This is a genomic window from Pseudoduganella buxea (genome assembly GCF_009720835.1).
Classification (GTDB): Bacteria; Pseudomonadota; Gammaproteobacteria; order Burkholderiales; family Burkholderiaceae_D; genus Rugamonas; species Rugamonas buxea.
The window spans coordinates 1-14314 of record NZ_WNKZ01000117.1; the positions used below are offsets into that span (position 1 = coordinate 1).

A 14314-nucleotide genomic window follows, 5' to 3' on the forward strand; every position below is an offset into this window, starting at 1 on the left:
ATGATAGTGCTGCAACCAGTGTGAAAGTAGGTTATCGTCAGGCTGTTATATAGAGAAACCCCTGTTGGCTAACGCCAGCAGGGGTTTTTTGCATTTCCGAGTACTCAATCGCCAGTCAGGCATTGCCCGGCTTTGCCCCCCCGTACAGTGAACTGGTCCAGGGGTTTTTGCATTCAGTGGCAATGCTCAGCCAGGCGTTGCGTGCCTTCGCTCCCAACAGCGCGTGTTGTTGGGGGATTTTTGCATTGGTAGCTGCTCAATCGCCAGCCAGGCATTGCCCGGCTTTGCCCTCCTTCCAGTAATCTTGTCCGGGTTTTTTTGTATTCAAGGCCGCTCACTTGCCAGCCACGTATTGCCCGGTTTTGCCTCCGCCCGATTTGGGCGGACCTGACTGCGGCGGCAGGCCACGGTCGGGTGGTTCCCGCAACTCGGCGCCTAAGACCAGGCAGTGTGCCTACCTCCCATCAGGCGAAGAGTCGCAGGGCGTCTCAGCACACATCCGCCCACTCCAGCCCAAACCTCGCCAGGTACTTCTTCAGCCGGTCGGCGTCGTTGGGCTTGGCCTTGGCTTCGCGCGACACGTTGTAGAGCTTGCGGCCCGCATCGGACAGTGAGCGCGATTTCCTGCACACGGCGATGACGCTGCGCAGCTGCATCGTGTCGAAGGTGTCGAGCTGTCCTGCTACCTCGTTACCCAGCACGGTCTCCAGATCGACAGCTTCGTGCGCCGCATTCGTTGCGATCGGCCGCCACAAGGCCTGCAGGCGCCCCAGCTCTTGGGCGACCACCGCTTCCGTGACGGTGCCGTTTTCCGCCAGGATGGCCATGCGCGTTACCGACGCAGCCAGGTCGCGGAAATTGCCTCGCCACGCTGCCTGCGGCGATACCGCAAATTGCATGAAACGTTCGCGTGCCTCTTTATTAAACCTGACCATCTGGCCGTTTTCGTGGCCGAACTGCGTCAGCAAATACGCCAGGTTCGGTTCGATATCCTCGGGGCGGTCCGCCAATCCGGGCAATTGATACGTCCACAGATTAATGCGGGCATATAAATCCTCGCGGAAGCGGCCGGCCGCCACCTCGTGACCCAGGTCCCGGTTCGTGCCGGCGATCAGCTGGAAGTCACTTTGGACTTCATTATCGCTGCCGACCGGCAGGAAGCGCTTTTCCTCAACGGCCTTGAGCAGCATGGCCTGCTCGTCTAAACCCAATTCCCCGATTTCATCGAGAAACAGCAATCCCCGGTGTGCACTACGCAGCAAGCCAGGACGGTCGGCGCTGGCGCCGGTGAACGAACCCTTGACGTGTCCGAACAGCGTCGACGCTGCGCCATCGCCATGCAAAGTGGCGCAATTAATCTCGACGAACCGTCCTTCCAGCTGGTGCCGTGCTTTTTTCAGGTCGTAAATGCGTCGTGCCAGGAATGATTTGCCGGCGCCCGTGGGGCCCATCAGCAGCATGGGGGCTTTCGAACGAATGGCGACCCGTTCGATTTCGTCGATCAGGCCATTGAACTGGGGATTGCGCGTCGCGATCCCGGATTTGAGGAAGGCCACGCCTTCTGCCTGCTCGCGGGTAAAACGCTGGGCAATCTGGTCATAGCGCGACAGGTCCAGGTCGATCAGCGCAAACGAACCCGGATCGCTGCTGCCTTGTCGCCGCGGTGGCGACGTTTGCACCAGGCGCCCCGGAAAAAAGCGCGCTTCGGTCAGTAAAAACAGGCAGATCTGCGCGACGTGGCTGCCGGTCGTAATATGGATCCAGTAATCCTCGCGGTCCGTATCGAATGGATAATTCCTGGCGAAGTCGAACAGCGCCGCATACACCAGCTCGAAATCCCACGCGTCGGCAATTGGCAGCTCATGCGGCACCACGGTCGTTTCAGGCGACACCTTGGCGATATCCGCGCCAACATCATGAACGAGCCTTCCCGCGGTTCCGCTGAACAGGATATCGAAACGGTGAACCAGCACATCCGGCTGCTGCGCCAGGGCGACAGTGGGACGCCACTTTTCCCACCTTGCGGTACCCGTCCGATTGTCCAGCTGGGTGCCGATAAAGCCGATGACGACGGTACGTTTGTTTTTCATCTAGATAAATATTTATATGAAAGGATAATTTATCACGCGTGCCTGCGGGGTGCAACGGAATCAGGTCACCCGCAAGGCCAGAAAATAGTTAATAAAATCAGTTGGTTGAACACTAGGCAGCTGAGCGACTATCACCTGGCACAGCCTTTGCAATATAGATGGATAACGACGCCAGAATATCCGCCTGGCTTGCATCGAAGCGGGGCGAACCTGGCATCACCCATAGGAAGAACGAAAGCAAAACATGAAAAACGCAGAATACGACGTGATGAACGTGGAGGCCGGACGGCCGGTGAAAATGTGGACGCGCGGCGTGCCGGTGGAAGACGCCGCCCGCGCCCAGCTGACCAATACGGCGCGCATGCCCTTCATCTACAAGCACATTGCCGTGATGCCGGACGTGCACCTCGGTAAGGGCTCCACCATCGGCAGCGTGGTGCCAACCCTGGGCGCCATCATCCCGGCTGCCGTCGGCGTCGATATCGGCTGCGGCATGATGGCAGCGAAGACGACCCTGACGGCAAATGACCTGCCGGACAGCCTGGCCAAGCTGCGCAACGCCATCGAACGGGCCATCCCGCACGGTATCTCGCCGAAGACGCGCGGCTTCAAGGGCCGCGACGAAGGCTCGTGGCACGACACACCGTCGGCGGTGGATGCGGCATGGACCACCTTGAAGGATGAATTCGACGTGATCTGCGCGAAGACGCCGCGCCTGCGCCACTCGAACAACCACCGCCACCTGGGAACGCTTGGCAGCGGTAACCACTTCGTCGAAGTGTGCCTGGACGAGGAAGGCGCCGTCTGGTTCATGCTGCACTCCGGCTCGCGCGGCGTGGGCAACGTCATCGGCACGCATTTCATCGAAGTAGCAAAACAGGACATGCGGCGCCACTTCATCAACCTGCCGGACCAGGACCTGGCCTATCTGTCCGAAGGCACCGAGCATTACGACGATTACGTGCAGGCGGTCGGCTGGGCCCAGCAGTTCGCGCGGCTCAACCGCGAGGTGATGATGCAGAACCTGATCGCCGCCGTGCGCACGGTGATCACCAAGCCGTTCTCCACCCACGTCGAGGCGGTGAACTGTCATCACAACTACGTGCAGAAGGAAACCCACTTCGGCAAGGACGTGATGGTCACGAGGAAGGGCGCCGTGTCGGCCAGGCCGGGCGAGCTGGGGATCATCCCGGGTTCGATGGGCGCGAAGAGCTTCATCGTACGCGGCAAGGGCAATCCGGAAAGCTTCAACAGCTGCAGCCACGGCGCCGGCCGCACCATGAGCCGCACCGAGGCCAAGCGCCGCTACACCTTGGCCGACCAGGTGCGCGCCACCGAGGGTGTCGAGTGCCGCAAGGACGAGCAGGTGATCGACGAAATCCCGATGGCCTACAAGGACATCGACGCCGTCATGCATGCGCAGCGCGACCTGGTTGAGGTGGTGCACACGCTGAAACAGGTGGTCTGCGTGAAAGGCTAGAAGTGAAGGCCATGGAAAACAGGAAGAACATGATCGAACTCGATGGCGCGCACGGCGAAGGCGGCGGCCAGGTGCTGCGCAGCGCCTTGACCCTGTCGATGATCACCGGCCAGCCCTTCGGCATCGTCAACGTGCGGGCCAACCGCTCCAGGCCCGGGCTGATGCGCCAGCACCTGGCGGCCGTGCGGGCGGCGGCCGCAGTGAGCGGCGCCGACGTGACAGGCGCTGAACTGGGTTCGCATGCGCTGACCTTCGCGCCCGGTACGCTGCGTGCAGGCGACTACGAATTCGCCATCGGCTCGGCCGGCAGCTGCACCCTGCTGTTGCAAACGGTGCTGCCGGCGTTGCTGTATGCGCAAGGGCCATCGACCTTGCGCATCAGCGGCGGCACCCATAACCCGATGGCGCCGCCGGCCCAGTTCCTGCAGCGCGCCTGGCTGCCGCTGCTGGCGAAGATGGGCGGCAGGGTGGAACTGGAATTGCTGCGCTCCGGCTTCTATCCGGCCGGCGGCGGCGTGCTGGCCGCAGCGGTGCAGCCATGTGCGCGCCTGCATCCCATCGACGTGGTGGAGCGGGGCGCGCTTGTCGAATCGTACGCGGAGTCGGTGGTGGCGGCAGTCCGCCATGGCGTGGCCCAGCGCGAGCTGGACACGGTGCGTGAGCTGCTGGGGTTCGAGCCTGCGCAGCTGCATATACGCGGATTACCGGCCGACCAGGGGCCGGGCAATGCGTTGCTGCTGACGTTCGTGTACGAACACGTGACGGAGGTGATTGCCGCCTTCGGTGAAAAACTCGTCACGGCCGAAGACGTGGCAAGGCAGGCCGTGCGGCAGGCGCAAGCCTTCCTGGCACAGGATGGGGCGGCCGGCGAGCACCTGGCCGACCAGCTGATGCTGCCGCTGGCCCTGGCGGGCGGCGGCAGTTTTACCAGCGCCGCCGTGTCGGATCACATGAGCACCAATGCGGAAGTCATCGCACGCTTCCTGCCGGTGCGGTTCGACCTCACGCCCGCAGGCAGCCGGCAGCTCGTTACCGTAATACCGACAGCAGCACCATAAGCACGATCACGCCGCCGAAGCGCAGCCAATGCGGATCGCGGTCACGCCAGGCCATGAATGCCAACCCCACCGTAAACGCCAGCGGCAGCAGCTTGCCCTGGTCAATACCATACGCAAGCGCCAGGCCAAGCTGCACGCCAATCGCACTCCACGGCACGGGTGGAAGACCCGGTGTGGCCGGCACGTCGACCACACCCAAGTCGCCGGACGGTTCCGCCGCCGGCGAGGCAGGTCGCTGCCGCCGTGCCGCTTTCTTATCCTGTGCCAGTTGCTCGGCCGTCCGCTCCAGTTCAGGCGGAGGGGGAGCCGCAGCTTGCCAGAAACCTTCCCAAGGCGCCTTGCCCTGGGCCGACAAGGCACGGAAGTCGCTGCTCCGCTTGGACAGCGACGGCGCGCGGTGGGCCTGCGGTACGCCGGTCCAGCGCTCGCGCGCCGCACGCACCCGCGCCAGCAGTGGCGTGCCCTTTGCCGGATCGACCATTCTCACGAAGTTGGCATAGCCTTCCAGCGCCGCCAGTACATTGGTGTTGCCGTTCCACGCCTTGCCGTCCGGACCGTCCTTCTCCACCTGGAACAAGGTGGCGCGAAAGCGCCGCAAGGTGTCCCGTTCCAGCGAAGGCTTGGCGTTGACGACGAGGCCTGTCACGCTCTGCCGCTGGGAGTCGCGCATCACGTGCTGCTTGTCCGGGTGCGGCGTAAAGCCCTCGTCGATGACGATCTGCTTGACCCGCCACAGCAGCTTGCCGGCCAGCTTGCGAGTGGCCTCGCCACCGGAGAAGGTCAGGTCGTCCGCATAGCGGGTGTAGGCGAAGCCCAGTTTCGCCGCCGCGCCCTGCAGGCGCGCATCGAGGCGGCGGCACAGCAGGTTCGTCAGCGCCGGACTGCTGGGTGCTCCCTGCGGCAGCACGCGCGGGCCATGCGCCACGTGGAAGGTCTCGCCGTCCACGCTCACTTCTTCCGTGGCCGCCTCGGTGCACAGCAGGGCCAGCGTGGTAGCGACCTGCTTGCTGTAGCCCAGCTGCGTGAACACGCCCCGGATGCGTGGCATGCCGATCGACGGGAAGAAGTCCTTCAGGTCGAGATTGATGACGACAGCCTGGCCCACGTGGGGCGCGGCATTGCTGACGATCGAGCGCCCGCGCAGGAAGCCATGCGCCGCCGGGTGAACGGGGGCGTGCGCCAGCAGCTTGTCCAGTACCCAGTACTGGGCCCGTTTCAGGCGCGGCATCGGCGCCGAGATGATGCGCTCGCCGCCGGTCTTCTTCGGCAGCGCGAAGCGGCGGTAGTGGGTGATGCGGGAAACGCGCCGGTCGAAGGCCAGGAAACGCAGCTCCTGCAGCGTCAGGCCCATCGCCCGCGCCAGGTCCTGGGCGTCGTCCAGGGCCGGCAGCGCAGCGCGTGCCAGCTTGTCGACGTTGCTGCGTGATTCGTTAAGCCCCGCCGAGACGCCTTCGCCCAGGTACAGGATTTCGCATGCCTGGCGGCGATGCCAGGCACTGGCCCGCTCGAAGCGTTCGCGCGCACGCCGTTGCCTGGTCTCTTCGCGCCTGGCTCGCGCCTTGGCCATGCGTTCCTTGCGCATCGCTTTCAGCGCCAGCACCGGATCTTCGGCGATGCGCACGTCGGTACCCAAGGCGCGCAGCGCCTGGCTCAGTTCCGCTTCGCGCCGGATCAGTTCTTCCGCCGCAGCCAGGCCGGGGTCGTTGGCGGGCCAGAAGCCCAGGCGCTGCATTTCGGCCAGCGTAACTTCCTCGCGCGAGGAAGCCCGCACGCGTTCGTACAATTCTTGGCGGGTCATGGAAGGAGCAGGGGAAGGCACAGGATTGGCGCTCATCGGGCCACCCCTGGCACGTGCACGAACGGGGGGCGCAAGCATGGCGGGACCGTCATCGAAGGGCCGGCAGGACTGGACCGCTCAACTCGTAGCCGGACCGCCCGGGTAGCGCTGATGTAATTCATGGAATTCACACCGACTCGCGCTACCCGGGCTGGTCCGGCCCAGTGAAGAGCGGGCCAGTGACGCATGGGGAGAGCAGGATACGAGGACGGCGATCCGCCGTCCGGGTTGCAAGAGCCATCCCGCCATGCTTGCGCGGTCGAGTATAGCAGCGTAAATGGGGTGGCCTCAAGCATTGCGTCGGCGTCCGTTTCTTGATGATGCGTGGTGAGGTTCCCGCTCATGCGGCCTGCCCCTGCTCGCCGTCCTGGCCTTGGGCCTGGCCCTGCATCAGGCGCAGTGCAAGGATATGCGCGCATGGTCCCTGGCGCAGGCGGTTGCGTATGAAATGCTCGCACTGGCAGCCACCGTCGGCAATGCGCAGGTCGGCGTCGAGTCGAAGGTAAGTGTGATACTGGTGGCCGGCGCTGCGCGCCGTGCCTTCCACATACATGCTGCCATCCGGGTAGTCCAGGCGCCGCTGCACCGTCACTGCATGCAACACGACCAGGGTCCAGGCTTCGCTTTCCGCCTCGCTGGCAAAGCGCAGGTCGTCCAGCGCCAGCGGTTCGCGCGTCAGTTCGCGCAGGCGGTAGACGCGCTGCGTCAGGTCGTAGATGACGCGGCCGGCCTGGGTGTACAGCGCCAATGCGCGTTCGACCACGAGGCGCGACAGGCCCGTGTCTACCGCCAGCTGGTCGGCGCTGGCGAACCAGCGCCTGGCCAGCGCATCGAAGACGCGTGCCTTGCTGTCGTTATCGACCTCGCCGCGCGGCGCCAGCAGGTCGAACTGGCCGGTGCTGGCCCAGTCGTTCGCCGTCCAGCCGGACAGCCCCAGCGTCAGCTGCATGTCCGGCAGGTTGGCGATCCAGAAGCTGGGCATGCCGCTGCCCATCAAGTGCACGGTGAAGCTGTGCGCCACGGGGATCAGGCGCTCCAGCAGCAACAGCCGGCGCCGGCCCCAGACGCGGATCTCCTCCGGCGCGCTGCCGGTATAGATCGAGCGGCGGCACACCACTTCCTCGTTCCACGGCTCGAACATTACGCGCACCGGTTCCCCGGGCGTCAGCTTGAAACGCAGCGAGCGCGGGCCGGCCCGCTCCTTGCGGCGGCGCAGCTGCAGGCAGAAGTTATGCAGGTCCATCGGATGCAGGTCGAAGCTGTGCGCCGGCAGGTTCATCGCGCTGCTCACCTGCAGGAAGCCGCGCACCCAGGATTCGGGCACGTCGATCTTCTCCTCGATAAAGGTGGGGTCGTCCGCCGTGCGCACCTGGAAGCCGCCCGGATCGATCGCCAGCCGCGTGCTCTTATAGTCGCGGATCTTCTGGAACTGCTCGTACAGCGCCTCGGAGTAGTCGATATTGGTGGTACCGCAGGCGAATTCGCCGACCCGGTCGAACACGTTGTGGCTGCAGCTGAGCGAGGCGTAGCTGGACTCGTCGCGGCTGAAACACTCGAAGAAGATGCGGTCCGGGTGCACGGTGATGACGGGATCGAGCACGTACCACAGCTCGCGGTTGGTCTTGTAAAGGTAGTCCCAGTACTTGCGCTGCGCCGCGTAATAGGGCTTGAGCATTTCGCTCTTGCGCGACCTGACCTCGGCCAGTTCCTGCTTCAGCGGTACCTGCCGGGCCTGCAGCTCGGCCGAGCGGGCCATGAATTCGGCCAGCAGGTTCTCCTCGTTCTCGGCCAGCCAGGCCTTGTAGGCCGTCTTGTCGCGCGGCTGGTAGCGCTGGTCGGCCACGACGACATCGTGCAGCGCCGACATCGCCTCGCGGAACGGCAGGCGCTTGTTGACGTCGGCGACGAAGTGAGTGGGCGGGCGCAGCGCATCCGGCACGAAGCGCATGTCGGTGGCCGAGGCGCTGTTCTCGACCGTGGTGGCGCCGTAATAGCGGTAGTTGAATCTCATGGCAGGGTCTCCACGGCCGAGCCGCTGGTGCGCCGCGCGGGCGGCACGATCGTCATCACCGCCGGCAGGGCGGGATAGCGCTGGCCGATGGCGCGCAGGCCTTCGATGTACTGGGCCTTGTCGGCGATGGCGCTGGTGACCACCTGGCGCGCGAACAGTGGCGCCACCACGGCGGCGATTTCCTCGGACAGCATCGCCTGGGCACGCAGGAAGTGCTGCACGCGGCTTTTCACGACGCGGCCCCGGTTAACCTGCGACAGCACGGCCAGGAAGTAGGGCTCCAGGCGCCGCAGCTTGCCGGCGTCGCCACTGCAGGCGCTTTCCAGCCACGCACTGACGAACAGCTGCATGTTTGCCGACGGGTGCTGGCTCAGCTTGAACATGAATTCAGTCACGTCGGCCACGTCGAAATGGGTGGCGATCATGGCGCGGCCGAAGCGCTGGGCAGCCGGGTCGGCATGGTCGCACAGGTTCACCAGCAGCAGCGGGGTCCAGTCTTCGGCCGTGCAGGCGGTGGCGAAGAAATCGGTGGCGAATTCGCGCGTGTCTTCGAAGCGGCTGTCGAACAGGCGCAGCGCTGCTTCCATGTCGGACCGCACCCGGTCCGGATGGGCGGTGAAGGCGGCGTAGGCCCAACGGCGCACGGCGGCATTCTGGTTGCGGCCGAAGGCGGCCCAGTCGGCCACGTCGAACTGGGATGCGGTGAAGCGCTCGATCAACTGCGCGCCCAGGCGTTGCGCACCCTTGCCGCGCGCTGCCAGCAGACGGCGCAGCAGGTCGGGGCTGGACAATTCCTCCAGCGCCCCCAGCGGGCCGGTGACCCAGCCCAGCACATCGTCATGGACGCCATCTCCCGTCTCGCTGCGGAATAAGCTGTCGAGCAAGGCCGGCAGCAGGGCCACCCCAATGCCGGGCACCTGCGCCAGCCGGCGGATGACGCCATCGACGGCGGCGCGCACAGGCGCATCCGCACTGGTGGCGAAGGCGCCGATCAGGTCGACCTGGTCGGCCAGCACGTGGTCGGGCAGGGCCGCGAACAGGTTCACGGCCATCGCGCGCACGTCCACGTCCTCATCGCGCAGCAGCGCCGTCAAGGTAGCGCCGGGCAGGGCGGACGGCAGCATCGCGTGGATCAGCAGCCAGCGGCAGGCCAGCAGGCGCACGGCCGGCAGCCGGTGTGCCACCAGCTGCAGCAGCATGTCGTAGGGGGCCTGCTGCGCTGCCGCGTGCAGCGGATTGTCGAGCGCCTGGAAAAGGTCGGCGACAATGGCGTGCAAGCTGTCGCCGGCATCGGCGTCGTGGGTCAGCCAATCCAGCACTTGCAGCACGATCGCCTCGGGCACGCCCGGCAGGCGCAGCGCCGCCTGGCACAGGATCCAGCCATGGCGCCGCACGGCGGCATCCGGCGCGCACAGCACCGTGCGCACCAGTACCGGATCGGCGGCATAGCGCGCCGGCTCGCGGCCGATGCACTCCATCGCGTACTCGCGCGCTTCCGGCAGCGCGGCCAGCACCAATACCATCAGCCAGTCGTTGTCCGGCATGCCGGGCTCGATGCGGCCACGTACCACCGTGAAGGCGAAGCGGGCGGTCGCCACATAAGGGCTGCGCAGCAGGTCGCGCAACTGGTCGAGCGTCAGTCCCGCGCAGAACGTCTCATTGTCAGCCAGGGCCCGGGCTGCGAAGGCATGCACGCCTTCGCAGCGGCTCTCCAGCATCAGGGCCAGCAGCGCTTGCGGATGGCGGTCCCATATTCCCGGGAAGGCTTCGAACCGCAGGTCGTCGCTGAAATCTTCCGCCGTGCGGTACCACGTCAGGCCCGAACGGCTGTGGCGCAGGCCGGCGTGGGCGCGCAGCAGGTGATTGAACAGCATCCAGTGGGCATAGCGGTCCAGCAGCCGGCCGCCCCGGCGCGATGGCATGCCGGCTTCGCGGTCGTCCAGCTGCAGCAGGTAGGCCACGGCCATCGGCACGAAGAGGGGATCGTCCGCCTCGCCCAGCCGGCGCAAGGTGCGCCAGCCTCGCAGCAGCAGGTAGTGGCGCGTGCGCACGCCGTAGGCCACGGTGCTGTCGGGCCGCGTCACGGCCTCGGCGAAGGACAGATAGCGGTTGCCCACGCGGACATGGGTGGCTGGATGGTGCGGTGTCGTTTCGAAGCGACGGTGCAGGATGGCGAACAGTTCGGCGTCGGCGCGCAGTTCCGCCGCCTTGTACACGTGGCGGACGGCGCGGAAGGTCCCGCCCCGCAGCGGTACGGTGCGCAGCATGGCGAGCAGCACGGCACGCGCCGGCGGGTGGCACAGGGCGACCTGGTCGAGCTGTTCGAGCCACGTGTCCAGGGCGAGACTGCCCTCGGCCGATGCGGTCGTGGCCAGTGCCTGCAGGGCCGCGCCATCCTCGCGCTGCCAGGCCAGGCGCAGTGGTTCGGGCCAGGTGGCAAGCAGGGCCTGCGCATGCCGGCTGCGTTCCTCGGGCGTGGCCAGCAGCAGCCACGCCTGCAGGGCAATGCGGCGCACGGCCTCCGTGCTGCCGCGCGCATGCAGTTCGCGCATCGCCTCGGCGGCGCCGGCATCGCCGCAACGGCCGATGGTCCAGGCAATGCAGTAGTCCTGCATGGCGTCGCCCCGTTCCAGCTGGTCGACCAGGGTCGGCACGGCCGCGCGCAGCCGGCGCTCGCCGATGCGCCAGATGGTGCGGTTGCGCCCGTGCTGGTCGAGCAGCTGCCAGCTGCCCGCTTCGAGCCGGCGCAGCAGGGCGCGGTCGCCTTCCGTGATGACCGGCGCATCGGGCGCGGATTGCGAAGTTGCTGGCGGTGTCGCTGCAATGGCAGCGGCGGGATCGGCAAAGCCCTGCGCCATCCGGTCCTGCACTGCCTTCTGGTACAGCAGTTCGGCGGCAGCCAGGTCGACCGGCTGTGGCGTGCGCGTGCTTTCGCGCCATTCGCCGCCGGCGCGGCCCTGGCGCAGGTTGACCAGGTAACGGGCCGGCGTGCCGGCGGCCTCGCACAACTCAATTTCGCAGTGATCGGCGCTGTCCTTCTGCCGGCGCAGCAGGCTGGTTTTTCTGATCAGTTTCACTGCATCGCATCCCAGGGTTCAAAACCGTTAAATAGTAGCTAACATTGCGGTTTCGGACAATAACTCTTCGGCAGCGGCGGCGGATTTTGCTAAGCTGGCAGGCCAATCGTGAGTGCTAAGATTGGCGGCGCCGGCGATGGCGCCGAACCCTGATCAACCAACGAGGAACGCGATGTCGAACACCAACTGGAAAATGCGCAGCCTGATCGGAAGCCTTGGCTTTGCCGTGCTGGCGCTGCCTGCACTGGCGGCCGAACCGGCCTGGGTCAAGAAGAGCAACGAGAACGCCAAGCTGCTGCTGAACGTGGTGGCCAAGTATTCGCCGGAAGGGGCGTCGAGCCTGGGCGTGGACGGCTTCGACGAGCAGATCACCGATATGTCGCGCGACCAGTTCGAGGCCACCAACAAGGACACGCGCGCCGTCGTGGCCGAGTTGAACAAGCGCCTGAAGGGCGAGACCGATGCGAAGGTGCGGCAGGACCTGGAAATCCTCGTCAAGGCGGCCGAGGACCAGATGCGCACGGCCGCGCTAACCCGCAAATACCTGCTGCCCTTCACGGACGTCAACCAGTTGCTGTTCGGCGTGCTGCGCCAGACCCTCGACCCGCGTATTCCGAAGGAGCGCCAGCAGACCATCGTGGCGCGGCTGGAGAAGTACGCCGGCATGACCAAGGGCTACCGGCCCATCACTGTGCTGGCTGGCGAGCGCCTGCAGGAGCGGCTGAAGGCCAACCCGAAACTGCTGGGCCCCTACAAGGGTGAGGTGGAGCAGGCCCTGAACGACGGTCCGGCCCTGGTGAAAGGCATGCGCGAGCTGCTGGCCAAGAGCGAAGTGAAAGGCTGGGAGCCGGCCTTCGCGGCGCTGGAGAAGCAGCTGGCCGCCTACGAGAAGGACGTGCGCGCGCAGATCCTGCCGCGTGCCCGCGCCGATCACCGCCTGCCGGCCGAGCTGTATGCGGACAACCTGCGCCAGTTCGGCGTCGATATTCCGCCGCAGGAGCTGGTTGCCAAGGCGCTGACGTCGTTCGCCGAAATCCGCAACCAGATGAACATCACGGCCGGCCTGATCGCGCGCGAACGCAAGCTGCAGGATGCCGACTACCGCGCCGTCATCCGCGAGTTGAAGAAGCAGCAGATCCCGGTCGAGCAGGTGATGCCCCTGTATGCGGAGCGCCTGAACCAGATCGAGGCGGCCGTTCGCCAGCAGGGCATCGTCTCGCTGCCGTCCCGCAAGGCCGTGATCCGGCTGGCCACGGCGGCCGAGAACGCGCAGCAGCCGGCACCGCACATGAGCCCACCGCGCCTGATCGGCAATACGGGCGAGTATGGCGAATTCGTGCTCACCACCGGCATGCCGCCCGATGCCAGCGGCAAGGCCCTCGTGTTCGACGACTTCACGCACCAGGCGGGCAGCTGGACCCTGACGGCGCATGAGGCGCGTCCCGGCCACGAACTGCAGTTCGCCAAGATGCTGGAGACGGGCGTGTCGACGGCGCGTGCGGTGTTTGCCTTCAACAGCGTCAACGTGGAAGGCTGGGCCCTGTATGCCGAGGCGGAGATGCAGCCCTACGAGCCGCTGGACGGCCAGCTGTTCGCGCTTCAGGCGCGCCTGCAGCGGGCCGCGCGGGCTTTCCTCGACCCGATGGTCAACCTGGGTGAGATCACGCCGGAAGGCGTGAAGAGCTTCCTGATGGAGGAAGTGGGCCTGTCCGAGGGCATGGCTACGCAGGAGATGCAGCGCTATATCTTCCGTGCGCCGGGCCAGGCCACGTCCTACTTCTATGGCTACCAGCGGCTGATGGAAACGCGCCAGGCCGCCGAGGTGGCGCTGCGCCGAAATTTCAAGCGCCGGGCCTTCAACGACTTCGTGCTGGCACAGGGCTTGGTGCCGCCGGCGCTGCTGCGCAAAGCCGTGATGCAGGAGTTCGTGCCTTCCCAGCAGTGATTTTCGCCGCCGGTCGTTCCGGTTCTCGATGGCGTCTGAAAAGCGTGGAAGTGCGCTCGCATGATGGCATGGACGGCGCGCGTACCCAGTCCGCCGACAGCTATGCGGGGTAGACGCTATCGCGGCTGCGCGTCGTGCTGTCGTGGGATAGCCCTGGCAAGGATATGTATCTGCACGTGGTGACGCCGGCCGGCGGTACGTTGGTACGGCTGTCGCTTAATAGGGAAAGTAGCGCCATCGATGAGAAGGTAACGACAGGTAGGGCGCGGAAATCTTTTCCAGCGCCACAAAGCTGGAAGGACAATTTCGTCCATATAATTGCTCCGACAATGATGTGGATTCGTCCATATTAACGATCGCGCAAGCGGCGATTATCACCGACGAGAACATGCTGCGCGAAGCAGCGGGCATTCCAGGTGCCGATGCGGGCGGCCGGCAAACTGACTTTCGTAAAGTCCTTCGTTTTCCACAAGAGGTGCTTGCCAGATCGCGAACGCCTTGCTATAGTTCTGTCCCTGCCGCAGCGTAGCGTGAGAAACGAAACGAAGCGGTGGTAGATGAAAGCGCCAGGCGCTGGAATCGAAGGGGTTGACGAGCTGCACGAAACATCGCATAATCTCACCTCTCTGCTGCTGACAAACACAACGCTTTGTCAAGGGTGCAAGCCCAGCGGCGTCGCTGAAAAGCGAAGAATTCTTTAACAATCAACAGTCGATAAGTGTGGGCGTTTGATGTGATGTGCCCGAGACTTCGGTCTCGATGCTCAAAATATAGCATTAAACGTCTACACAAGTAATTAAAACGTGACCATCGAAA

7 protein-coding genes are annotated in these 14314 nt (G+C 65.2%); 3 read left to right on the forward strand and 4 right to left on the reverse strand.

Annotation, left to right across the window (positions count from 1 at the left end; genetic code table 11):
- Positions 1-488: 488 nt before the first annotated feature.
- Positions 489-2090 (reverse strand): RNA repair transcriptional activator RtcR, encoded by a 1602-nt coding sequence (rtcR, locus tag GM672_RS24820; protein WP_155473208.1) that lies wholly within the window; start codon positions 2088-2090, stop codon positions 489-491.
- Between the two features lie 244 nt (positions 2091-2334).
- Here rtcR and GM672_RS24825 point away from each other — a divergent pair, with 244 nt between their 5' ends.
- Positions 2335-3570, forward strand: a complete 1236-nt coding sequence (locus tag GM672_RS24825) for an RtcB family protein (RefSeq protein WP_155473209.1) — start codon at positions 2335-2337, stop codon at positions 3568-3570.
- Positions 3571-3581: 11 nt separating this feature from the next.
- Positions 3582-4628 carry an RNA 3'-terminal phosphate cyclase gene (gene rtcA / locus GM672_RS24830; RefSeq protein WP_229417931.1) on the forward strand — a complete coding sequence of 349 codons (1047 nt, stop codon included), beginning with the start codon at positions 3582-3584 and terminating at the stop codon, positions 4626-4628.
- Here the strand turns inward: rtcA and GM672_RS24835 are convergent.
- The 3 genes from GM672_RS24835 to GM672_RS24845 form a co-directional block, all read right to left on the reverse strand.
- Positions 4600-6426, reverse strand: coding sequence for a reverse transcriptase family protein (locus GM672_RS24835; protein ID WP_229417932.1), 1827 nt, complete (start codon positions 6424-6426; stop codon positions 4600-4602). The two genes, rtcA and GM672_RS24835, sit on opposite strands and share 29 nt — an antisense overlap.
- 379 nt (positions 6427-6805) lie before the next feature.
- A complete protein-coding gene (locus tag GM672_RS24840) occupies positions 6806-8476 on the reverse strand; it encodes an SWIM zinc finger family protein (RefSeq protein WP_155473211.1) in 1671 nt (556 codons plus the stop codon).
- Complete coding sequence (locus GM672_RS24845; protein WP_155473212.1) at positions 8473-11553, reverse strand: hypothetical protein; 3081 nt, start codon at positions 11551-11553, stop codon at positions 8473-8475. The genes GM672_RS24840 and GM672_RS24845 overlap by 4 nt, the downstream gene beginning before the upstream one ends.
- A gap of 172 nt (positions 11554-11725) precedes the next feature.
- Here GM672_RS24845 and GM672_RS24850 point away from each other — a divergent pair, with 172 nt between their 5' ends.
- Positions 11726-13498, forward strand: coding sequence for a DUF885 domain-containing protein (locus GM672_RS24850; protein ID WP_211517420.1), 1773 nt, complete (start codon positions 11726-11728; stop codon positions 13496-13498).
- Positions 13499-14314 lie beyond the last annotated feature (816 nt).

Bases quoted from the DNA above. Each gene is read 5' to 3' on its own strand.
- rtcR (WP_155473208.1), bottom strand. From the start codon at position 2,090: ATGAAAAACAAACGTACCGTCGTCATCGGCTTTATCGGCACCCAGCTG.
- GM672_RS24825 (WP_155473209.1), top strand. From the start codon at position 2,335: ATGAAAAACGCAGAATACGACGTGATGAACGTGGAGGCCGGACGGCCG.
- rtcA (WP_229417931.1), top strand. From the start codon at position 3,582: ATGGAAAACAGGAAGAACATGATCGAACTCGATGGCGCGCACGGCGAA.
- GM672_RS24835 (WP_229417932.1), bottom strand. From the start codon at position 6,426: ATGACCCGCCAAGAATTGTACGAACGCGTGCGGGCTTCCTCGCGCGAG.
- GM672_RS24840 (WP_155473211.1), bottom strand. From the start codon at position 8,476: ATGAGATTCAACTACCGCTATTACGGCGCCACCACGGTCGAGAACAGC.
- GM672_RS24850 (WP_211517420.1), top strand. From the start codon at position 11,726: ATGTCGAACACCAACTGGAAAATGCGCAGCCTGATCGGAAGCCTTGGC.